This window comes from Paraburkholderia sp. AV2, assembly GCF_054968425.1.
This window is the reverse complement of the sequence record NZ_JBANLK010000017.1, coordinates 84,297-106,086: the sequence shown is the minus strand read 5'-3', so window position 1 is coordinate 106,086 and position 21,790 is coordinate 84,297. Positions and strand designations below refer to the sequence as shown.

The 21,790-nt window shown below is 64.1% G+C and carries 17 protein-coding genes; 15 read left to right on the top strand and 2 right to left on the bottom strand.

Annotated features, from left to right (window positions below):
* Window positions 1-8 precede the first annotated feature (8 nt).
* Window positions 9-1,376, top strand: coding sequence for a polysaccharide pyruvyl transferase family protein (locus V8683_RS14615; protein ID WP_411191584.1), 1,368 nt, complete (start codon window positions 9-11; stop codon window positions 1,374-1,376).
* 50 nt (window positions 1,377-1,426) lie between these two features.
* Here V8683_RS14615 and V8683_RS14610 read toward each other — a convergent pair whose 3' ends face one another.
* Window positions 1,427-2,092: a DUF3455 domain-containing protein gene (locus tag V8683_RS14610; protein WP_411191583.1), complete on the bottom strand. Its 666-nt coding sequence runs from the start codon at window positions 2,090-2,092 to the stop codon at window positions 1,427-1,429.
* Window positions 2,093-2,308: 216 nt separating this feature from the next.
* A complete protein-coding gene (locus tag V8683_RS14605; protein ID WP_411191582.1) occupies window positions 2,309-3,271 on the bottom strand; it encodes a LysR substrate-binding domain-containing protein in 963 nt (320 codons plus the stop codon).
* A gap of 416 nt (window positions 3,272-3,687) precedes the next feature.
* Between V8683_RS14605 and V8683_RS14600 the strand changes: the two genes are divergently transcribed.
* The 14 genes from V8683_RS14600 (at window position 3,688) to V8683_RS14535 (ending at window position 21,713) form a co-directional block, all read left to right on the top strand.
* The gene (locus V8683_RS14600) at window positions 3,688-4,623 is read left to right on the top strand and encodes an ABC transporter substrate-binding protein (protein ID WP_411192520.1); all 936 of its coding nucleotides are present in this window, start codon (window positions 3,688-3,690) and stop codon (window positions 4,621-4,623) included.
* Between the two features lie 120 nt (window positions 4,624-4,743).
* Entirely contained in the window at window positions 4,744-6,258 is a 1,515-nt protein-coding gene (locus V8683_RS14595; RefSeq protein WP_411191581.1) for a sugar ABC transporter ATP-binding protein, read from the top strand.
* Window positions 6,255-7,295 (top strand): ABC transporter permease, encoded by a 1,041-nt coding sequence (locus V8683_RS14590; RefSeq protein WP_411191580.1) that lies wholly within the window; start codon window positions 6,255-6,257, stop codon window positions 7,293-7,295. The genes V8683_RS14595 and V8683_RS14590 overlap by 4 nt, the downstream gene beginning before the upstream one ends.
* The gene (gene yjfF, locus V8683_RS14585) at window positions 7,292-8,371 is read left to right on the top strand and encodes a galactofuranose ABC transporter, permease protein YjfF (protein ID WP_411191579.1); all 1,080 of its coding nucleotides are present in this window, start codon (window positions 7,292-7,294) and stop codon (window positions 8,369-8,371) included. The genes V8683_RS14590 and yjfF overlap by 4 nt, the downstream gene beginning before the upstream one ends.
* Before the next feature lie 47 nt (window positions 8,372-8,418).
* Window positions 8,419-9,411, top strand: a complete 993-nt coding sequence (locus V8683_RS14580) for an aldose epimerase family protein (protein WP_411191578.1) — start codon at window positions 8,419-8,421, stop codon at window positions 9,409-9,411.
* A 48-nt stretch (window positions 9,412-9,459) separates the two neighbouring features.
* Window positions 9,460-10,533 (top strand): aldose epimerase family protein, encoded by a 1,074-nt coding sequence (locus V8683_RS14575; protein WP_411191577.1) that lies wholly within the window; start codon window positions 9,460-9,462, stop codon window positions 10,531-10,533.
* Between the two features lie 46 nt (window positions 10,534-10,579).
* Window positions 10,580-11,512, top strand: coding sequence for an SMP-30/gluconolactonase/LRE family protein (locus tag V8683_RS14570; protein ID WP_411192519.1), 933 nt, complete (start codon window positions 10,580-10,582; stop codon window positions 11,510-11,512).
* Between the two features lie 51 nt (window positions 11,513-11,563).
* Window positions 11,564-13,138, top strand: a complete 1,575-nt coding sequence (locus tag V8683_RS14565; protein WP_411191576.1) for a methyl-accepting chemotaxis protein — start codon at window positions 11,564-11,566, stop codon at window positions 13,136-13,138.
* A gap of 404 nt (window positions 13,139-13,542) precedes the next feature.
* Entirely contained in the window at window positions 13,543-15,942 is a 2,400-nt protein-coding gene (locus tag V8683_RS14560; protein ID WP_411191575.1) for a Tar ligand binding domain-containing protein, read from the top strand.
* 18 nt (window positions 15,943-15,960) lie between these two features.
* Entirely contained in the window at window positions 15,961-16,695 is a 735-nt protein-coding gene (locus V8683_RS14555; protein WP_411191574.1) for a methyl-accepting chemotaxis protein, read from the top strand.
* Window positions 16,692-17,231, top strand: coding sequence for a hypothetical protein (locus tag V8683_RS14550; protein ID WP_411191573.1), 540 nt, complete (start codon window positions 16,692-16,694; stop codon window positions 17,229-17,231). Before V8683_RS14555 ends, V8683_RS14550 begins: the two co-directional genes overlap by 4 nt.
* Window positions 17,232-17,259: 28 nt before the next feature.
* Window positions 17,260-17,625, top strand: coding sequence for a response regulator (locus V8683_RS14545; protein WP_411192518.1), 366 nt, complete (start codon window positions 17,260-17,262; stop codon window positions 17,623-17,625).
* Between the two features lie 112 nt (window positions 17,626-17,737).
* The gene (locus V8683_RS14540; protein WP_411191572.1) at window positions 17,738-20,077 is read left to right on the top strand and encodes a putative bifunctional diguanylate cyclase/phosphodiesterase; all 2,340 of its coding nucleotides are present in this window, start codon (window positions 17,738-17,740) and stop codon (window positions 20,075-20,077) included.
* 106 nt (window positions 20,078-20,183) lie between these two features.
* On the top strand, window positions 20,184-21,713 hold the full coding sequence (locus V8683_RS14535; RefSeq protein ID WP_411192517.1) for a diguanylate cyclase domain-containing protein: 1,530 nt from the start codon (window positions 20,184-20,186) through the stop codon (window positions 21,711-21,713).
* Window positions 21,714-21,790: the final 77 nt, after the last annotated feature.

Sequence of the window (21,790 nt, the reverse complement as noted above, 5' to 3'; positions counted from 1 at the left end):
ACCGGCCGATGGATGACGACGACCCGGTGCGCCGCTCGTATCGCGCGCTGCATCGTTATGCGAGCGCCGCGCAGCCGGACGAAGTGTTTCTCGACGACATGCAGGCGCGCATCGACGCCGCGCATCGCGGACGGGCCGGGCACGACGAAGCGCGGCGCGCGAGCGATGGACGCGCGCTGCGTGTGCTGCTGCTCGGCTATACCGGCGCCGGCAACACCGGCGCCGATCTGCGCACGATTGAAACCATCGCGCAGCTGCGCCGCCTGTTCGCGCCGCGCGAGGTCGCGCTGACGCTGTTCGCGCTCGGCAACTGCTTCGACCATCCGCTGCTCGCCGCTACGCCGAAGTTCGTGCCGTCGCTGCCGTATCTGCCCGATGCGCTCGATGCGGCGATTCGCGACGCCGATGTGGTGCTCAACGTCGAAGGGTCCACCTACACGTCGAAGTTCTCGGACTCGCTCGCCGGGGTGCTGGTCGGCGGCATCGCGCTCGCGCGCGCACATGGGCGTCCGGCGCTTGCCTACGGCGTCGACAGTGGAGCGATGAGCGAAGCGCTGACGCGCTTCGTACGGCGCAATGCCTCGCACGGCGCCCGGGTGATCTGCCGCAACGACGCGGCGTGCACGCAGCTCGACGCGCTGGGCGTGAGCACGACACGCGGCAGCGATACCGCGTGGACCTGGCGCGCGCCCGCGCCGCCGCGCGCGGACGGGGCCGCACGCATCGCCGTGCTGTGTCCGAACAACCCGTGCTGGTGGCCGGTGCGAGCCGACGCGGCGCGCGCCCGCGCGCTCGACGCGAGCGGCGGAACGTCGCCGCATCGATACGGGCCGCTGCATTTCCAGAGCTGGGATGCGCAGCGTGCAACGGCGTACGACGCGTATCTCGATCGTTATGCGGCGATCGCGGCTGGCTTGCGGCAGCGTGGCTACACGCCGGTGCTGGTTGGCATGGAGCGACTCGACAGCGCGGCGTGCGCCGACGTTGCCGCACGCGTGCCGTTCGCGATCGATCGGGTCGTGCGCGGCGCACACGCGCTCGACGCGGTGGCCGCGACAGTCGCGCACGCGCACTGCGTCGTCACGACGCGCTATCACGCCGCGGTGCTCGCGATGTCGCACGGCGTGCCGGTATTCGGGCTGTCGATGGATGCGCGCATCGACCGCCTCCTCGATGAGGCCGGCTGCGGCGAATGGCATGCGCGGTGCGATGCGGACGATGCGGTGCGGCGCTGTCTCGCGCGCATCGAAATGCTGGAGCAGGGGACGCTGCGGACGGCGCTGGCCGATGCGCTTGACCGGTACGCACGGGCAGAGCGTATGCGCTTCGACGAGATGGGTGCGCAGGTGGTGGAGGCGGTGTCGGATCTGGCCTGACCGGTTCCATACCACCTTGCCTTGCCGTAGGCGTGCTACGCGACGGCGGCTCAGTGCGTGGGCAGCACGGCGACGGACGAGGGCTGCGGCATCGGGACCGGCTGTACGGCCGCGGCCGGTGCCTGCCCTTTCGTGCGGTAGATCATGTAGGTCGCCTGGTACGGCACGTACAGATGCTCGCCTTCCTGTGTGCATTCGGGCTGCGACGGCAGCCCGCCCGTCGTGTCGATGCGCTGGATCGAGCTCACGTTCGCGAAGCGTCCGTCGCCGCGGCGCGGCGTTGCGACGAACTTCACCGTATAGCGTGTCCAGTTCAACGTGTCCGGCTTCACCTGGCTTTGCGCGAACGGCGTGCCGACCACGTAACTGCCGTCGTACGCGAGGAAGTGGCAGGCGGGCGCCACCGTGCCGATGCCTTCGCCGTCGGCGTCGACTAGCTTTGCCTCGGAGCCGTCTTCCTCCCAGAACAACTGCGTGCCGTCGGCGGCGGCGCCGGGCGGGAGCGGTACCGCGAAACTGGCCGGAGACGGCGGCGTGCGGCGGCAGATGTACCTTTCGTCGCCTTGCGATGTCGTCGCGACTTCCTGCAGCACTTCGTCAGGGCTGGCCTGAAGGTTCGCGGGCAGCGATGCGTTCGCGGTCGGCGGGACGGGCGGCGTGCAGCCGCCGAGCGCGAGCAATGCGCCGAGACTCGACAGCAGTACGCCGGACAACACGGCGGATCGACGGCGGCGGGCGTGTTCGCGAAGGGCTTTCATCGGGCGAGGGACCGGACAGGCGGATCAGGAGTGCCAACAGGCGATGCTGCTATCAGACCCGATCCGGCGCTCCCGCGCCCGCGGTGACACGAAGCGCCGGATAGCGGTGCGCAGGGATCGCGTCCAGAGGCTGCTTTAATCCGCTATGCTCCGGGGCTTCGAGAAGACGCTATTTCACACATGATCGCGGCCGGGAGAGTCATAGGTCTCGCGGCTTGCCTCCCGCAGTGCGTCGATCATCAACACGGCGGCAGGCGAAAGCAACTTGTCCGCGTGGGTGATCAGTCCAAAGTCGTCCATGCTGCACTCCATCCGCAAAGGCAGGATTTCCGCCATGCCGTGATGGGCGTAGTAATGCGCAACGTCTTCCGCGAGCAGCGCGATCATGTCAGTCTTCTCGATCGTGCGCGTAATGAAGAGGAGTGCGGACGTTTCCACAACGTTGGATGGGGGGGCCAGGCTTTCGCGCTGGAACATGAGTTCGAAGCGATGCCGCAGGACACTGCCGGGCGGCGGTACGATCCACGCGCTGCGCTGGACGTCGGGCAGCCCAACCGGTGCCGCGCCCAGCAGTGGATGGCCCCGCCGAACCATCGCGCGAACGGGTTCGCCGGCCAGGGGTTCGTAGCGAAGCTGAAGCTTGTCGTGTTCTGCCGACAGGCGTCCGATCACGATATCGAGTTTGTCTTGCGCCAATCGTTCGAGCAGCGCGTTGCTGGTGTCGATCTCGACCGAGATGCGTACCTTCGCGTGCATACGCTTGACCGCGGCGACGGCATCCGGTAGCAAACGCACGCCGGGCGACGTGATCGCACCCACGGCGACGTGGCCGAGCCGGCCGGCCCTTAACGCACTCAACTCTTCCTGCGCCTGGTCGAGGCTGCCCAGCACCACGCGCGCGTGGCGGATCAGCGCCTCGCCGTATAGCGTGGGCCGCATGCCGCGCGGCAGCCGCTCGAAGAGCACCGCATCGAGCATCTCCTCCAGCTCGCGCAGCAGCTTCGACGCGGCAGGCTGCGTCATGTTCAGCGCAACCGCGGCGCGGTGAACATTGCCTTCGTCAGCCAGGGCGACGACAAGGAGCAATTGCCGCGTTTTCAGCCGGGTCCGAACGTACCAGGGGCTCGTATCTAGCATGTCTTTTCCTGACTCCCGCAACGGTTTCTTAGTATTTACACCAATGCCTGACTTGATATCAGAGGCGGCCGTATTTTCATTGGAAGGGTATCAGAAACCTTCGTAGACTGTCCCGAATCCTGAATCTGATTACCTGACGATGCCGGCATTCAGCGGTTGCTTACCAGCGGATTCGGGAAGGACAAGATCTTCGGTTTGCCGCACAAGACCACGGACGATGAAGGCGGCTTCAACGCGCTGCCGCCGGTGCGAAATACATAGGTATACAAACTATTTTACAGAAAAACCGATAACTGGTAAGGAGGTCGAACGAAAGTAACTCCCGTACGTTCAGGTGATCACGAGAAATAGCAGCTACAAAGTCAAGGCACAGGAGACAGAAATTGAAGCTTGTCAGGAAAATCGCACTCGGCACGATGGTTGGCGCGGCACTCGCACTGGCTGCGGGAACCAGCGCATTTGCGCAGGAAAAACAGATCACGCTCGGGTTCTCCCAGGTGGGAGCCGAAAGTGCATGGCGCACTGCCAACACGGTCTCGGTAAAGACGGCGGCGAAGGACGCCGGCATCAATCTGAAATTCTCGGACGCGCAGCAGAAACAGGAGAATCAGATCAGGGCAATTCGCTCGTTCATCGCGCAGAAGGTGGACGTCATCGCTTTTTCGCCCGTTGTCGAGTCCGGCTGGGAGCCGGTGCTCGAAGAAGCGAAGCGCGCGAAGATTCCTGTGATTCTCACGGATCGCGCCATCGACGTGAAGGATCCTTCGCTGTACACGACGATGATCGGTTCGGACTTCATGGAGGAGGGCCGGCGCGCGGGCCACTGGCTTGAGGACCACTACAAGAACGATCCGGGCCCCGTCAACATTGCCGAACTGCAGGGCACGGTGGGCTCGGCGCCGGCCAACGATCGCCATGCCGGCCTGATGGAAGTGATCAAGAACGATCCGAAGTTCAAGATCATCGCGTCGCAAAGCGGCGACTTTACGCTTGCCGGCGGCAAGCAGGTGATGGAGGCGTTTGCGAAGACGTACGGCAAGCAGATCAACGTGGTTTATGCCCATAACGACGATATGGCGCTTGGCGCGATCCAGGCCATGGAGGAAGCGGGCATCAAGCCGGGCAAGGACGTCACGGTGGTTTCCTTCGACGCGACGAAGGGCGGTTTCCAGGCCATGGTGGACGGAAAGATCAATGTGGATGTCGAATGCAGCCCGCTGCTCGGCCCGCAGTTGATGGCCGCGGTCAAGGATATCGTGGCGGGCAAGCAGGTGCCGCGGCGCATCGTGACCGACGAGGGCATCTTCCCGATGAACGTCGCAGCGGAAGTCATGCCGACCCGCAAGTATTGATCGATTGATCGGCAATTCATACGGTGCCGCCGACCGTCGCGGTCCGGAGCCTCGTTCCGGACCGCGGCGTCGCCGTCCCTGACCATTTTGGCGAGGCTGTCCGATGGCCTCGCGAAGACCATGACCCACGTACCCATTCTCGAAATGACCGGCATCGACAAGACGTTCCCGGGCGTCAAGGCGTTGCAGAAGGTCGATTTTCGGCTGTTTCCCGGCGAGATTCATACGCTGATGGGCCAGAACGGCGCAGGTAAATCCACGCTCATCAACGTGCTCACCGGCGTGTTCGGGCACGATCGCGGCGAGATCAGCCTGGCGGGGCAGGCGGTGCGGTTTGCCGCGCCCCTGGAAGCCGAGGCCGCCGGAATCCAGACGCTTTATCAGGAAGTGAACCTGTGCCCGAACCTCTCCGTGGCCGAAAACATCTTCGCCGGCCGGCAGCCGAAAAAGCGCGGCGTGATCGACTGGGCGGCGATCAACGAACGCGCCCGGGAGGCATTGGCGAGTCTCGATCTCGTCATCGACGTGACGCGTTCGCTCGATTCGTATCCGATCGCAGTCCAGCAAATGGTGGCGATTGCGCGCGCCGTGTCGGTCGATGCGAGGGTTCTCGTTCTCGACGAGCCCACGTCGAGTCTCGATGACGGCGAGGTCGCGCGGCTCTTTGCGGTGCTGCGCAGGCTGAAGGAGTCGGGCATGGCGATTCTGTTCGTCACGCACTTTCTCGAGCAGACCTATGCCGTATCCGATCGCATCACCGTCATGCGCAACGGAGAGCGCGAAGGCGAGTATCTGGCGAAGGACTTGCCCGTCGAGCTGCTGGTCGCGAAGATGACCGGCCGCGAGGGCATGGGCGAAGCCATGAAGGCCGGGCCATCGGGCGCTCCACCCGAAGACGCGGCGGCCATGCCGTTCCTTTCCATGCAGGGTGTGGGCCGCCGGGGGCTGATGAGCCCCGTCGACCTCGACGTGCGCGCCGGGCAGATCGTGGGTCTTGCCGGGCTGCTCGGGTCCGGCCGCACCGAAATCGCACGGCTGGTGTTCGGCGCCGAACGCGCGGATACCGGCGCGATGATCATCAACGGGCGCAGTGCGAAGCTCGCTTCCCCGCGCGACGCGGTTCGCCACGGGATTGCCTATTGTCCGGAGGATCGCAAGAAGGAAGGCATCGTCGCGGCGTTGTCGATTCGCGAAAACATCATTCTTGCGCTGCAGGCCCGACGCGGATGGTGGCGCATGCTCAGCCGCGCCCGTCAACGCGAAATGGCCGAGCACTACATCGCCCAGCTCGGTATCAAGGCGCGCGACGCCGAACAGCCAATCGGGCTGCTCTCGGGGGGCAACCAGCAAAAGGTGCTGCTCGCGCGCTGGCTGGCGACCGATCCGAAACTGCTGATCATGGACGAGCCGACGCGAGGCATCGACGTCGCCGCGAAGTTCGAGATCATGGATCGCGTGCGCGCGCTGTGCGCGAAAGGCCTCTCGATCCTCTTCATCTCGTCGGAGATGAGCGAGGTCGTTCGTATCAGTCACCGGGTCGCCGTCTTGCGCGACCGGCGCAAGGTGGCGGAAATTTCCGGAGAAGCTCTCTCGGAGGATCAGGTGTACCAACTCATTGCCGGAGGCCAGTCATGAAGCGAATCCGCGCCGCGTTCCGGCATCCGCTGATCTGGCCGGTCCTCACGCTCGTCATGCTGATTCTGCTCGATCTCGCCCATCGCGCAAGCTTTCTTTCCATCACGGTACTGGACGGTCATTTGTTCGGCGCGCCCATCGATATCCTGAATCGCGCCGCGCCGCTCGTGATCGTCTCCCTGGGCATGACGCTCGTCATTGCGACATGCGGGATCGACATCTCGGTCGGGGCAACGGTGGCCATCGCCGGCGCGGCCGCCGCGATCATTCTCGCGGCGGCTCCGTCGCACGTCGGCATCGCGCTGGCTGCCGCCCTTGCCGTGGGCTTGCTGGCCGGCATGTGGAATGGCCTGCTCGTCGCGTTCGTGGGCATGCAGCCGATCATCGCAACGCTGATCCTGATGGTCGCCGGCCGCGGCGTCGCCCAATTGCTCACCGGCGGCCAGATCATCCCCATTGGCGCACCGGGCTATCTCCGGCTGGGCGACGGCTATCTGGCCATGGTTCCCTGCTCGGTCTGGATTGCCGTCGTCGTGACGCTCGCGCTCGCGCTTCTGGTCAACCGCACGGCTCTGGGACTCTTCGTTCGTTCGATCGGCATCAATCCCGTCGCTTCGCGCCTGGTCGGGCTGCGTTCGAGTGCGATCGTATTCAGCGTCTATGTGATTTGCGGACTGATGGCCGCGATTGCCGGGATCATCACGAGCTCGAACGTACGGAGTGCAGACGGAAACAACGCCGGGCTGCTGCTGGAACTCGACGCGATTCTCGCGGTGACGCTGGGCGGCACATCGCTGCTGGGCGGCCGTTTCAGTCTCGCCGGCACGGTACTCGGCGCATTGATCATCCAGACGCTGACCTATACGACCTATTCGATCGGCGTGCCGCCGGAGGCCACGCTTGTCGTCAAGGCGGTCGTGGTGATCGTCGTCAGCGTGATCCAGTCGGAGGCTGCGCGCGCCGTGTTGTTCAAACACATGAAACACCTTCTTTCTTCGGCGCCTGCACGCGCATCCTCCGGAACGACCCCATCATGAAGAAGCTGACCGGCCGGCTGGCCGACCCAAGAACCTTGCCCATCGTCGCGACGATCGTGCTGTTTGCCGCGCTGTTCGGATTCGGCTCCGTGATGTATACCGGCTTCTTTTCGATGCAGGTACTCACGGGCCTGTTCGTGGACAACGCCTTCCTGCTGATCGTGGCGATTGGCATGACGTTCGTGATCCTGGCCGGCGGTATCGACCTGTCGGTCGGCGCCGTTGTTGCGCTGACCACGATACTGTGCGCCGTCGGCGCGGAATGGCTGCATTGGCCTATCTGGATCATCGTACCGATCGTGCTGGCGTTCGGCGCGCTTTACGGCGCGGCGATGGGGGCGCTGATCCATTATTTCCGGCTGCAACCGTTCATCATCACGCTCGCCGGGATGTTTCTGGCCCGTGGCGCGTGCTTTCTGATTACGACCGAGTCCATCACGATCAACGAGCCGACCTTCCACGCCGTAGCGGCGTTGAGCATCCCGGTCGGCGGCGGTTCGCTCAATGCGGGTGCGCTTGTCGGCATCGCAGCACTCGTTGCCGCGATTTTCATCGCCCACTTCACCCGCTTCGGACGCAACGTCTATGCCATCGGCGGCAACGAGCGCTCGGCGTTGCTGATGGGTTTGCCCGTCGCGCGCACGAAGGTCGGCGTTTACGCATTGAGCGGTTTTTGTTCGGCGCTGGGAGGGGTCGTGTTTACGTTGTATGTGCTCTCCGGGTACGGGCTGCAGGCGCAGGGGATGGAACTGGACGCCATCGCGGCGACGGTGATCGGGGGAACGCTGTTGACCGGCGGAGTCGGCTACGTAATCGGTTCGCTGTTCGGCGTCGGGATTCTCGGCACCATCCAGACGCTGATCACGTTCGACGGTACGCTGAGCTCGTGGTGGACGCGTATCGTGATTGGAGGGCTGCTCTGCGTGTTTTGCCTCCTGCAGCGAGTTATCGAGCGGCATGCGGGGCGGCGTCGCGCGGGTGGCGCCGGTCTCGACTCGAAGCCGAATGCGCCATCGGCCGGCGGGCAGCGCAGGCCCGATACGGGTGAGCGCGGCGACCTTGCCAGAGCTACGTGACGACGCGCGGTTGAGATGCCATCTGTCTGATCGGGGAGGGAAACGACATGTTCGATACCCGGAAGGCTGATCTGCTACGAGGCAGATCGGCGCAGGTCGAGCGAGTTGCCGGACGTGAGCGCGGTGCGGCGGAAAGAGGGCTTCACCGGCAGACGTTTTCCAACGCGTATCTGAACGTCGAGATCGTGTCGGGGAAGCGCGGCGGGGTGGCACGATTTGACTGGAACGACCGGGGCAGATGGGCGTCCGTGTTCCGGCGGGCGCATGGGCAGGGTGATCGCCCGGGATTCGGCCCATTGTCGTGTTATCCCCTCATCCAGATCGCGGATCCGGGCAACGCGATACGGACCTCGGCGTTGCCCCGCGGCGTCGCATTGCCGGACCGGATGACGAATCCGGTCGAGGGGGCCTGTGCGCTTCCCGGAGAGGACTGGACGGTCGACGTCGTGGAAGAAAAGATGGTCCGTCTGAAAGCGGCATGCACCGATCTTTACCGGGCCAGTCAGACCTACTGGATTGACGGACCCACACTGGAAATGACCGTCGAAGTCGAGAACATGAGTCCCGGTTCGCTGGCGTGCGGAATCGGTATTCATCCGGTCATCGTGCGCGATCCGGATACCTGGCTCAGTGCGCCGGCAAGCGGGCTGTGGATCGAGGGAAGAGCGGGGCAGAGCGCGGGATTCATCCCGACGCCATCCCCATGGCAATTCGGGGTGACCTACCCGTTACCCGCGACGAAGATCGACCACGCATTTACCGGTTGGGGAGGGAAGACGCTGGTCGAATGGCCCGCGCGCCAGTTCTCCCTGGTGATCGAGGCCAATACCGATAGTTATCGCCTGCATGCCGTTCCGGGAGAGGACTCGTTCTCCTTCGAGGTGGCCAATGACCGGGCAGAAAGCTGCCGCGTTCAGGATGCCGGGGATCTGTGCGGGCTGACGGTGCTGGCGGCCCGGGAAACGCTGATGCGCCGGACCCGTTTTGCCGTCGAGCGTCTTGGATCGCTGACCAGAACGGCGCGCAAGCCTTCGAAATAATCCGCGGTCCGGACAAGGGAAAAGAATGATCAAGGTTGCCTTCTGGGAATGCTTCCTGACGGAAGAAGCGTGCGTACCTGGTTCCTCACGAATTCGCAAGGCGGTTGCGTACGCATCAGCGACCTCGGCGCAACACTGGTGTCGTGGATTGCACCGGATAAGCATGGCATGGGTGGGGACATCCTGCTGGGACACGACACGCCGGAGGAGTACCTCAAATCGGGCGCCTATATGGGCGCGCTTGTCGGGCGTTGGGCCAACCGGATTGCCGGTGCGCATTTCACGCTGGATGGCGTCGGATATGCCCTGACGCCGAACGAAGGGGCAAATCTGCTGCACGGCGGACCCGGCGGATTTCACCAGCGGCTATGGAAAGCAGAACAGGACCGCGATTCCGTGGTTATGCGGCTGGAGTCTCCCGATGGAGACGGCGGCTTTCCGGGAAACCTGCAGGTGGAGGTGCGCTATACGCTGAGCGACGATCATGCGCTAACCATTGAATACGCAGCGCAGACCGACCGCCCGACCCCGGTGAACCTGACCAGTCACCCCTATTTCAATTTGTCGGGACAACCGGGTCGCGACATCCTGCAGCATCGCTTGATGATCGATTCCGGCGCGTATTTCGAAATCGACGATGAACTGATTCCGCAGCGGCGCGAGTCGGTGAGCGGCAGTCCGTTCGATTTTCGCGAGGACGCCGTCATCGGTTCCAGGCTTCGCGTTCCGCATCCTCAGTTCGAACTGGCCCAAGGCTTCGACCACTGTTACGTGCTGGATGGCGAGGCGAGCGGGGCCGAAAAGGCGGGAGCGAACGGCACGCCGAAAGTGCGTGGTGTAGCGACGGTCGTAGAGCCCGAAAGCGGGCGTGTGCTGTCTGTCGAGACGGACCAGCGCGGGCTGCAATTCTATAGCGGAAACCGGCTGGAAGGGCTGCGGGGGCGAGGTGGCCTGGCGTACCGGCGGCATTCGGGACTGTGTCTCGAGGCAGGCGGCTTTCCCGACCAGATCAATATGCCGGACAGTCCTGCAACGATTGTGACGGGCGGGAAGCCATACCGGCAGGTGACGGTGTATCGCGCAGGCGTGGCGAAGCCGGGCAGCGAAGCGGGGGGCCAATGAGATGGCGCGCGGCGTTACTGCAGAAGCGACCCGGAAAATCGGCTTGTTGACCTCTTCGCGGTCCCTGGCCGGGTCAAGCGAGGCAGGCGACCCGGCGCGCGTCGAGCTGAAGATCAACAGCCGATGCAGTCTCGGCGAAGCCGCTACCTGGTGCGCCCGAAGCGGACGGTTGTTCTGGGCCGATATCGATGGCGCGGTGCTCTGGATCTACGACTCCAGAAAGGCGTGGAGCACTTCGTTGCAGATGCCCGAGCGCCTTGCCTGCCTGGCCCTATGCAAGGACCCGCGATACCTGCTGCTCGGGCTCGAAACACGTCTTGCCTTGTTCGACATGATTGCAGGGAGCATCACGAGCCTCGTGGAGGTCGAGCCGGATCTGCCCACGCGCCTCAATGACGGTCGCTGCGACCGCCAGGGGCGATTCGTGTTTGGGACGAAGCACGACGTGGATTGTCCCGAGGCCATAGGTGGCTTCTACCGGTTGAATCGCGATTTATCGCTGGAGCGATTACCGTTGCCGGCGTGCGCCATCGCCAACGGCATCGCGTTCAGTCCGGACGGACTCGCCATGTACTACTGCGACTCGCCTTCGCGGGAGATCCGGATTTGCGACTATCCCTCATGTCGGAACGACCGCCTGTTTATCCGGTTGGGGCGCGAAGAAGGGGTTCCGGACGGGGCCGCGGTGGACAGCGAAGGCGGACTCTGGAGTGCGCGATGGGGCGGCTCCTGTGTTGTGCGTCATGCGCCGGACGGCCGCGAAACAAAGCGTATTCATTTGCCCGTCACTCAGCCGACATGCGTCGCATTTGGAGGGCTGGCGCTGAATACGTTGTACGTGACCAGCGCGCACTGCGGCCTTGACGAGGATGACGCCAGCCGCTCGGCCGGTGCCGGCGGCGTGTTCGTTGCTGAGCCGGGTATCTCGGGCATCGCGGAGCCATTGTTCGAATTCCATAAAGATGCTGCCGGAAAATAGTTGGGTTGTACGTATCGAGTCAATTTCAAAAGATAATGTTGCGGGGGTAGTATGCTCAAAGGTCTTACGATCCGAAGCGGGCTGACGGGGGTGATTCTCGTATTTGTCGCGATCCTTGCCGTGGTGAGTGCCGCGGGAATTGTCGCGCTGAAGCTGAACAACGATGCGCTGCGTGCGATGTATGAGGTCGACACCCATGCGCTGGTCGCGCTGAAGACCAGCGACGCCCTCCTTCAGCGTGCCCGCGTTTCGCTCGACAGCTACCTCTCGCTTTACGGGCTGGGCGACCCGGAGCCCGCCTTGCTCGACGGCGCCCGTCGAGATCTGCAGGATTCCGAAACGGAGTTCTCGTCCTATCTTTCGTTGCAGCCGCAGAACGCCGATTCGGCTGCCGTCCGGCAACTGGCCGCGCGCCGCCGGATAGTTCTCGACAAGTCGGTGCTTCCGGCCGCGGTTGCGCTCGGCCATATGGACTTCGGCCGCTTCAAGGAGCTTCAGGGGAAGGCCACGCAGGAAGCGGTGGCGTCTTATCAGAGTTCGATGAAGGAACGCGAGAGCGCCGTTATCGACTCGCAGCGGAAGCGCTATGCCGAAGCACAGTCCCGCTTTCATTCGATGGTGATCGTGCTGGCGGGAATGTCGATAGTCGCGCTTGCCGTGGGGGTGATTGCGAGGCTGATCCTGGTGGGGATCATTGTGCGCCCGATCGTCGAAATCAAGACGCACCTCGCCCGCATTGCCTCGGGCAATCTGCAAGGCGAGGTGCTGGTCGGGTACCGGAACGAAATGGGACTGCTCCTTGCCGACGTGCGGACAATGCAGGAGGCGCTGGTGCGAACGGTTCGCAGCGTTCGCAGCGGTACGGAGACCATCAATCTCGGAGCGCAGGAGATTGCCTCGGGGAGCGCGGATCTGTCCCGGCGAACCGAGCATCAGGCGGCATCGCTCGAATTTGCGGCAGCAAACATGGCGCAACTGACGCGGGTGGTCAAGGAGAACGCGGAGGCAGCCGATACCGCGAGCCGACAAGCGCTGATGGCCTCTCAAACCGCTTCTGCCGGAGGGGATGCGGTTCAGGAGGTCGTCAGGACCATGCAAGGGATCTCTATCCATTCCAGCAAGGTGGCGGAGATCGTGAGCCTGATTGAAAGTATTGCCTTTCAGACCAACATACTCGCGCTGAATGCGGCCGTCGAAGCCGCTCGCGCAGGAGAGCTCGGGCGCGGATTTGCCGTCGTGGCCAGTGAGGTCAGAAGTCTCGCCCAACGAAGCGCTCAGGCCGCAAAGGAGATCAAGCATTTGATCGACGCCACGGTCGGAAAAATGACAGAGGGTTCTTTGCTCGCGGAGAGGGCGGGTAGCATCATGACCGAGGTGGTATCGTCCGTTACCGCGGTAAGCGGCTTGATGGCCGATGTCCATCGGGCCACCGAGGAGCAGAGCCACGAGATCAGGCAGGTGAGCGACGCGGTCGTGCAAATGGACAGAACGACGCAACAAAATGCGGCCCTTGTCGAACAGGCCGCCGCCGCGGCCCAATCGCTCAAGGAGCAGGCAGCACTGCTGGACGACGTCGTTTCGGAATTCAAGATTGCAACGGATCCGGCTATTCCTCATTCATGGTAAGGATTCCGGATGCCGACTGTCATTCGTAACGACCGCTGTACTGCCATTGCTGTCCCCTCCGCCGTCCGTAGAGCACAACGTAGGTGACTCTCGCAGGCGCCTCCATCAGGACCGGCGGAGAGTTCCCTGAGGAACTGCGGGTTTACATGTAAGGATTTCCTTAAATTCGCCGCTCGCACCCGGGGCTTGGGTAGAAACCCTGATCTATACATAGGAAGCCATACCATATCGATGGGGGTAGGGAATACCGTTGTGGCCGGTCGCTAAAGGTTTGCCAAACCAAACCGATATCGTAGAAATGGACAAAAAATTCCGGCAGAGAATCGTCCATGCGCGTATCACCACACCACAACGGAGGGTAGCGAGCCCTGTTCGCACCAATGCGAACTCGCGCGCGCGACGATATGTTCAAACGCTTAACGATACAGAATGGGCTCACGCTCACGATTGCGGGCTATACGCTCGCGTTGATCGCCACGATGCTAGTCGCCGTGCTGGGTCTCAAGCAGAGCAACGATGCACTCAAGCAGTCGTACGCGACCGATACGGTAGCGCTCACCCACCTGAAGACGAGTTCCGAGCTGATGCTGCAAGTGCAGTTGGCGCTCGGCAACTACGAGACACTGTTTTCCATGGGGCGCGCGAGCGACGACCTGCTGCCGAAGGCGCGCGCGGTGCTCAAGGCGAGCGACGACAACTGGGCGGCGTATCTGGCCAAGCCGCGCAACGCCGAGGAGTCCCGCGCCGCCGACGCGGTGCAGGTGGCCCGGGCGGCCCTCATCAAGCAGGCGCTCGAGCCGGAGTTCGCGCAGCTTTCGCAAAACGACTACTACAAATTCCACAACACCCGGGGCGAGGCCGATTCGCTCAACACCCGATATGAGCGGGCGATGAGCGCGCTTGAAGCGTTGCAGGTGGATCACCAGCAGGCGCGCTTCGACAGCGCGCAGGCGCAGTTTCATCGGCTCATGATCGCGGCGGCCGTGATCGCGCTGGCGGCGCTCGGCATTGGTCTCGGCGCGCGCGCCGCGCTGGCGGCGGTGATCGGGCGGCCGCTGGCCCGCATGCAGTCGATGATGAGCGAGATCGCATCGAGCCAGGACTTCACGCGCCGCGTTCCGGTGGGGCGGATGGACGAAATCGGGCGCTCGATCGTCGCGTTCAACGAGATGATCGAGAAGATCCAGCAAAGCTCCGCGCTGCTCAAGCAGAAGACCGCCGACATCCAGGCGATGCTGCAGAACATTCAGCAGGGCATGCTGACGGTGGTCGACGGCGCGCTCGTGCACGCCGAATACTCGGCCTATCTGGAGGCGATCTTCGAGACGAAGGAGATCGCCGGGCGCCCGGTCATGGAGCTCGTGTTCGACCACACGAATCTGAACTCCGACCTGCGCGCGCAGATCGATGCCGCGATTCATGCCTGCATCGGCGAGGACGCGATCAACTTTACGTTCAACCAGCACCTGCTCGTGAACGAGATTGCCCGGACGATGCCCGACGGCCGCGTGAAGACGCTCGACCTGAGCTGGTCGGCGATCAGCGACGAGAACGACACGGTGATGCGCCTCATGCTCTGCGTGCGCGACGTGACCGAGCTGCGGCAGCTTGCCGCCGAGGCGGGCGAGCAGAAGAGCCGGCTGGAGATGATCGGCGAGATTCTCGCGGTCAGCGAAGAGAAGTTCCACCATTTCGTCGACAGCGCAACAGGCTTCGTCAACGAGAATGAGCGGATCATTCGCCAGCACGCGCAGGCCGACAGCGCGGCGATTGCCGAACTGTTCCGCAACGCGCACACCATCAAGGGGAATGCGCGAACCTATAGCCTGCAGCATCTCACGAGCATCGTGCACGAGACCGAGCGGCGCTACGACGCCCTGCGCCGCAACGATGTCAGCGAAGAGTGGAATCAGGAAGTGCTGATTGCGGACCTCGAACGCGTGAAGGCCGCAATCGAGCGCTACAGGACGATCAACGACGTGAGCCTGGGCCGCAAGGAAGCGGGAAGCCACGGCAGCGCCGAACGCTACCTGATGGTCGACCGCGGGCATATCCAGGAGAGCCTGCGCATGCTGGAAGCGGTGGACCCGGTCGACGTTCGCGGCCTGCTGACGATGCGCGACTCGCTGTACCGGAGCTTGCGCATCCTCGGCACCGAAACGATCGAGGACGCCTTGTCGGGCGTGCTCGGGTCGTTGCCGTCGCTGGCGCGGGAGCTGGGCAAGGAGCCGCCCGTCGTGCGCATCGACGACGACGGCTACCGCGTGGACAAGCAGGTGAGCAGCACCCTGAAGAACGTCTTCATGCACCTGATTCGCAACTCGGTCGATCACGGCATCGAGACCGCGGCTGTGCGAGTCGCGCAAGGCAAGCCGGCGGCCGGCACGATCGCCGTTCGGGCCGGCCTCGACAGGGGCGCACTGCAGATCACCCTGAGCGACGACGGTCGCGGCCTCGCGCTCGGGCGTATCCGCAGCATCGCGAGTGCGCGCGGTTGGCTCGATGACGACACGCCATTGAGCGACGAACTGGTCGCCGACTTCATTTTCCACGCCGGCTTCTCGACTGCTGAAAAGGTCACGGAAGTGTCCGGGCGCGGCGTCGGCATGGATGCGGTTCGGGATTTCCTGAAGCGCGAGGACGGCAGCATCCAGTTGCGCTTCACCGACGACCGGCGCGGCGCCGACTACCGTCTGTTCCAGATCGTGGTCTGCCTGCCGGCGCGGTGCGCGGTGCACAGCATGGGCGGCGCGGCGCAGGCGCAGGAAGCGATGCCGTTGCAGGTCGACGCGCTGTCCGATTGAGTCACCGGGAGAAGGGTAGTGGCAGAACGATATGGAATCCTGATTGTGGTGCTTGCGCTCGGCCTTCTGGCTGCGTTCGCGGCGGCGTGGTTCGAGCGGCGCCGCGGCGCGCAGGCGCTCGCGCAGCAGCGCGCCGATGCCGAGGTGCGCCATGGCGCCGCGCTAGCGCAAGCCGATGCCCGGCATCGGGAGCAGATCGAGCAGGAAAGGCGCGAACTCGATTCGCTCGTCGCGAGCCTGCGCGACGACCTGGCCCAGCGCTCGGCGAGCGAGGGCGAAGCCCACGCGGAGCACGCCGCCGTGCTTGAGCTCAAGAGGGAATGCGGGCGGCAGGCGGCATCCATCGCGGACGAAGCGGCCCGGCTCAAGACACTCGCCGTAACGTTCGAGCGCTGGCATGAGCAGATGATCTCGCTGATGGCGCAGAACCAGGAGATGCACAGCAAGAACCAGGAGCTGTCGTCGATTGTCGCGCACGTGCTGATCGTGTCCTTGAACGCGTCGATCGAAGCGGCGCGCGCGGGCGCCGCCGGACGCGGCTTCTCGGTCGTGGCGAGCGAGGTGCGTACGCTCGCGTCGCGCTCGCAGGAACTGTCGAAGAGCTATCGGGACAGCCTGCATCGCAACGACCTGATCACGACTGCGACCTTCCAGGACATTCAGGCAGGCGGCAAGATGATCGTCGCGTCGCTTGGCGGCGTCGCCGCGCTCGCGAACCAGCTTCAATTCAGGCTCGAACAGGCGGCGACGTGATCAGCGAGCCAGCGAAAGACAGCATCGAGCGGATCTTCCGCCAGGCCGCGCGCCTGCGCCTGACGGCCAGCGCAGGCGATTCGTGCGAAGTCGTGCAGGGCGCGCGACATGAGGGCACGTCGGGCGACGAGTTGATCGTGCTGACGATTTCCTCGATCGCTTTCAGGTTGCTGCTGGTCCTGCGTTTCGACAACGACGAGGCCACACGCGCCTACTACCTCGGCAGCGGGGAGGCGACGCTGGAGGAAAGGCTGCTCGAAATCTGCAACCTGTGCTGTGGCGCGATGAACCACCAGCTTGTCGAGTACTTTCCGGATCTCGGGATGTCGACGCCCTACGTGCTCAGCGGCCACTGCGCGTCGTATCTGGCTCAACTGAAGCCCGATTTCCTCGCCTCGTATTGCGTGACGGTTAACGGTACCGTGCAGCTTGGCGCGACGGTATGCGTTTGTGCCGATGCGCCGCTCGATTTCGTGGCGCGCGTCGCCGAGGTCGCCGACGTTGCCGAGGGCGTCGGCGAGCTCGAACTTTTCTGACAACCCGGTAACCCGAGAGGAATGCATGATGGCGAAGATTCTGGTGGTGGACGATTCGAGCACCGTACGCGACGAGGTAGCGGGCTTCCTGAGAAAGAACGGCCTCGACGTGGACACGGCGATCGACGGCAAGGACGGTCTCGCGAAGCTGCGCACGAGCCCGGGCACCCGGCTCGTGATCAGCGACGTGAACATGCCGAACATGGACGGGCTGACCATGGTCGAGAAGATCCGCGGCGAACTTGCGAACCTGAGCGTCAACGTGATCATGCTGACGACGGAAAGCAGCCCGGCGATGAAGGAGCGCGGCAAGGCCGCCGGCGTGAAGGGCTGGATCGTCAAGCCGTTCAAGGGCGAAGCGGTGCTCGAGACGTTCCGCAAGCTCGCGGGCTGAACGGGCGGCGGGGAAACGGCCGGGGCAATCGACAAGAAAACCGGAGGAGACGCGTACTGGAGCCAATCGGACAACGCAACCTGAACAGACGGTTTTCACCGAGTACTGCACCATGACACCGAAACAACGATTGGCGAGCCTGATCCGGCTGATTGCCGTGCCGCCGGAGAATCCGGAGCTGCTCAAGGCGCAACACCAGGCCTTCGCGCGGCAGCTTCCCGTGATGTACGTCATCCTCGTTTCCAGTACCTGGAGCGTGGCCGTCACGCACATGGGGCACGCACCCGGCTGGCTGACCGTCGTCGTACCGGCCCTGCTCACGCTGACGTGCGCGATACGCATCCTCTACTGGTGGAAATCGCGTCATGCGGACACGACCGCACAAGCCGCCGCGCGGGCGCTCATGCGCACGAACCGCCTTGCCGTCGTCATCGCCGTCGCTTTCACCACGTGGGCGCTCCTGCTGTATCCGTACGGGGATGCGTTTGAGAAGGCCCAGGTGGCCTTCTACATGGCGATTACGGTGATCGGGATCATCCTGAGCCTCATGTTCCTGCGCTCCGCCGCCCTCATCGTGACGGTGATCGTGAACGTGCCGTTCATGCTCTTCTTTGTTTCGACGGGGGAACCGACGCTGGTCGCGACCGCCATCAACATGGTCTTCGTGTCGGGCGGGCTGATCGCCATGGTTTTCGTCAATCACGAAGCCTTCGCACGCATGATCGAAGCCCGGAGCGAGTCGCGCAACCGGGAGCAGGCCCAGCAGCGCCTGCTGGACATGATCGACGACATGCCGGTGGCCGTGATGACCGTCGACCTGGACACCTTCAGGATCAACTACGTCAACGAAACGTCGAAGCATACGCTGCACGTCATCGAACATCTGCTGCCGATCCGGGTGGCCGACATCGTGGGTACCTCGATCGACGTGTTTCACCCGCATCCGGAACACCAGCGCCGGCTGCTGTCCGATCCCGCCAATCTCCCGCACCGGACCCGCATCCAGCTTGGACCGGAGGTGCTCGACCTCCAGGTGTCGGCCGTCAACAACGCGAACGGTCACTATATCGGCCCGATGCTCTCCTGGTCGATCGTGACGCAGCAGGCGGAGGCCGAGGAACGGATCCACCGGCTCGCGCACGAGGACTCGCTCACCGGCCTTCCGAACCGGGCCACCTTCCTCGACGAACTGGAGGCGAACCTTGCGCGGCCGGACACGGCCATCGGTCTGCTGTACATCGATCTGGACGGGTTCAAGATCATCAACGACGCGCGCGGACATCGCGCCGGCGACGAACTCCTGAGGCAGGTCGCCAACCGGCTGCGCAGCGAATGTCTGCACGCGCCGAACAGGAAGCTCGGACGCATCGGCGGCGACGAGTTTGCGGTGCTCGTACGCGGTACCTGCGCGGATGCGGTCGCTTCGATTGCCGCGAGGCTGGTGGAGGTACTCATCGCTCCTTATGCCCTCGAGCCCGACCGGCAGGTGCGGATCGGCGCCTCCATTGGATGCGTGCTGGCTCCGCATCGCGACGAGAGCGCGGAGGCGCTGCTCTCGCGTGCAGACATGGCGCTTTACGCAGCCAAGGCCGCCGGCAAGGGAACCTACCGCATGTTCTCGCCGGAGATGGAGGCGCGGGCACAGGAGCGGCTGCAGCTCGAGGCGAAGCTGCGCGTGGCGCTCGAGGAGAATCAGGGCCTCTTCGTGTTTTACCAGCCGATCGTCGACGTTGCGACGACCCGGGTAACGGCGAGAGAGGCGTTGGTGCGTTGGCACAGCCCGAAGCGGGGCTGGATTCCTCCCTCGGAGTTCATCCCCGTGGCCGAAGACAGCGGCCTGATCGACCGGCTCGGGCGCTTCGTGCTGAACCGCGCATGCCGCGACGCGGCGCACTGGCGCGACGGCGCACGCGTGGCCGTGAACGTTTCCGCGGCCCAACTGGGCCGCGCAACGATCGGCCCCGCCATCGCGGCCGCGCTCGCCGATTCCGGACTGCCTCCCGACCGGCTCGAAATCGAAGTGACGGAAACGGCGTTGCTGCATGACGAGGGCGAAGTCGTCGCCGACCTGCGCGCACTCCGCGACATGGGCGTGCGCGTGGCGCTCGACGACTTCGGAACGGGCTTCTCGTCGCTGGTACACGTGCGGGCATTCCCGTTCGACAAGATCAAGATCGACGGTTCGTTCGTCCGTGACGCGGTCACGCGGCCCGACTGCGCGGCCGTGGTCAGGGCCATCGCGGATCTGGGCAAGCGCCTTGGGGTCACGACCGTGGCGGAGGGCGTCGAAACCCGGGAGCAGTTGGCCCGCATCACGGAAGAAGGGTGCACCGAGGTGCAGGGCTATCTCTTTGGCCGCCCTCTGCCTGGCGAAAGCGATGCGCCCCTGGTAGAACAGATCAACCGGCATGCCCCGTCGATAACGCCACTCAGGGACCTGGCGCCGTCTTGACCGGACGTGTTTACACCAATCAACACAACGCCTGCGCGGCCGTTAAACCGGGATCATCGTCTGTCCGCACAATTCAGGAATGCCGAGCCTCGACCACGGCCGCATCATGTTCACGAAATATTCCGCCTTCGACCTGACTCTCTCGACGCCGGCGCTGGAGCGGGAAACGGTTGGCGCATCCATCCGCTCGTCGCTGCTGTCGACGCTGTTCGACAACTTCCGTCCGCTGCTCATGGCGGGCATCGCCAGCGCGTTCGTGGCGGCGACGGCGTTCGTGCGGTTGCACCAATGGTGGGCCGCGCTATGGTTTGCCGCCGATCTGGGCATGACGTCGGCCCGGCTCGGCATGGTGTACGTCTACACGTCCCGCCACCCCGCGGCCGGGGTCGATCCGCACCGGTGGGCTATCTCCTACGTGCCTTTCGCGCTTGCCTCATCGCTGTTGCTGGGTACCGGCACGATGGCGTGCGTGATGTCGGCGGATCCGGAGGTGGCCGCCCTCGCCATCATGGTGACGGCCGGGGTTCTGGGGGGCATCGCGTCACGCAACGCCGCGCTGCCTTACCTCGCGATCGCGCAGATTCTTCTGGGCGCGCTGCCGATCGGCCTGGGTGCGCTGCTCGCGGCACGGAGCGGATTCTGGATTCTCGTGCCTCCCCTGGCGGCTTACGTCACCGCCATGGTCTCGGTTGTCCGTCGCCACTACGAGGGGCTTGTCGCGTTGATGAGCGCGGAACAGAAACATGCGGAAATTGCGGCCCGGTTCGACGCGGCATTGGCCAACATGCCGCACGGCCTGTGTACGACTGACGTTGCGGGAAGGGTCATCATTGCCAACCGCCGGACGGCGGAGCTGTTCGGCGCCGCGGTCGAAATGCTGAAACTCAATGTGCCGCTGCCCGAGTTCATCGGCCACGTCGCGCTCGCGCAGTTCGGCGAGACGCTGCGCTCGCAGATCACGGAGCGATGCGCTGCGTGGCTCCTCGAAGGACGCAGTCCGCTGGACCTCGAACTCCGCGATGGTCGCCAGCTCGAGATGACCTGCAACCCGCTGCCCGACGGCACCGCCGTGATCATCATCGAAGACGTAACGGAACGCCGCCAGAACGAGGCGAGCATTCTTTACCTCGCGAGACACGATTCACTCACCGGTCTTGCCAACCATCGCGAATTCGGCGACCAGCTCGACACGATCCTTGCCCATGCAACGATCACACGCGAAAACGCGCCAGCCGTCATGTATCTGGACCTCGACGGATTCAAGCAGGTCAACGACAAACTCGGCCATGGCGCCGGAGATGAGGTACTGAAGGAAGTCGCGGCGCGCCTGAACCGGGCGCTTCGGCATGACGAACTCGCGGCACGCCTTGGCGGCGACGAATTCGCCATCGTTGTCCAGTACACGGATCTGACCTCTGCCACGGCAACCGCACAACGCCTCATTCGCGAACTGGAGCGCCCCTATCGCCTGTCGGCCGGCAAGACGGTCGCGATCGGCACCAGCATCGGCATTGCCTTCGCTGCCGGGAATGAAGCTTCGGACCAGATCATTCGTCGTGCAGACGAAGCGTTGTACCGCGCCAAACAGGCGGGTAAGGGCACTTATCGCGTTTCCAGGGGCGCAGCTATGCTGTAAAAGCAGCGGACGCGTGCATGCGCGCGCGTCCGCGCGAAACCGCAGCGATAATTGATGCGGCGGACCTGCGCGGCCAT

Excerpts from the sequence above, each read along its gene's own strand:
- V8683_RS14575 (WP_411191577.1), top strand. The coding sequence starts at position 9,460 with ATGCTTCCTGACGGAAGAAGCGTGCGTACCTGGTTCCTCACGAATTCG.
- V8683_RS14590 (WP_411191580.1), top strand. The coding sequence starts at position 6,255 with ATGAAGCGAATCCGCGCCGCGTTCCGGCATCCGCTGATCTGGCCGGTC.
- yjfF (WP_411191579.1), top strand. The coding sequence starts at position 7,292 with ATGAAGAAGCTGACCGGCCGGCTGGCCGACCCAAGAACCTTGCCCATC.
- V8683_RS14535 (WP_411192517.1), top strand. The coding sequence starts at position 20,184 with ATGTTCACGAAATATTCCGCCTTCGACCTGACTCTCTCGACGCCGGCG.
- V8683_RS14545 (WP_411192518.1), top strand. The coding sequence starts at position 17,260 with ATGGCGAAGATTCTGGTGGTGGACGATTCGAGCACCGTACGCGACGAG.
- V8683_RS14615 (WP_411191584.1), top strand. The coding sequence starts at position 9 with ATGGATGACGACGACCCGGTGCGCCGCTCGTATCGCGCGCTGCATCGT.
- V8683_RS14600 (WP_411192520.1), top strand. The coding sequence starts at position 3,688 with ATGGTTGGCGCGGCACTCGCACTGGCTGCGGGAACCAGCGCATTTGCG.
- V8683_RS14595 (WP_411191581.1), top strand. The coding sequence starts at position 4,744 with ATGACCCACGTACCCATTCTCGAAATGACCGGCATCGACAAGACGTTC.
- V8683_RS14540 (WP_411191572.1), top strand. The coding sequence starts at position 17,738 with ATGACACCGAAACAACGATTGGCGAGCCTGATCCGGCTGATTGCCGTG.
- V8683_RS14560 (WP_411191575.1), top strand. The coding sequence starts at position 13,543 with ATGTTCAAACGCTTAACGATACAGAATGGGCTCACGCTCACGATTGCG.
- V8683_RS14565 (WP_411191576.1), top strand. The coding sequence starts at position 11,564 with ATGCTCAAAGGTCTTACGATCCGAAGCGGGCTGACGGGGGTGATTCTC.
- V8683_RS14580 (WP_411191578.1), top strand. The coding sequence starts at position 8,419 with ATGTTCGATACCCGGAAGGCTGATCTGCTACGAGGCAGATCGGCGCAG.
- V8683_RS14605 (WP_411191582.1), bottom strand. The coding sequence starts at position 3,271 with ATGCTAGATACGAGCCCCTGGTACGTTCGGACCCGGCTGAAAACGCGG.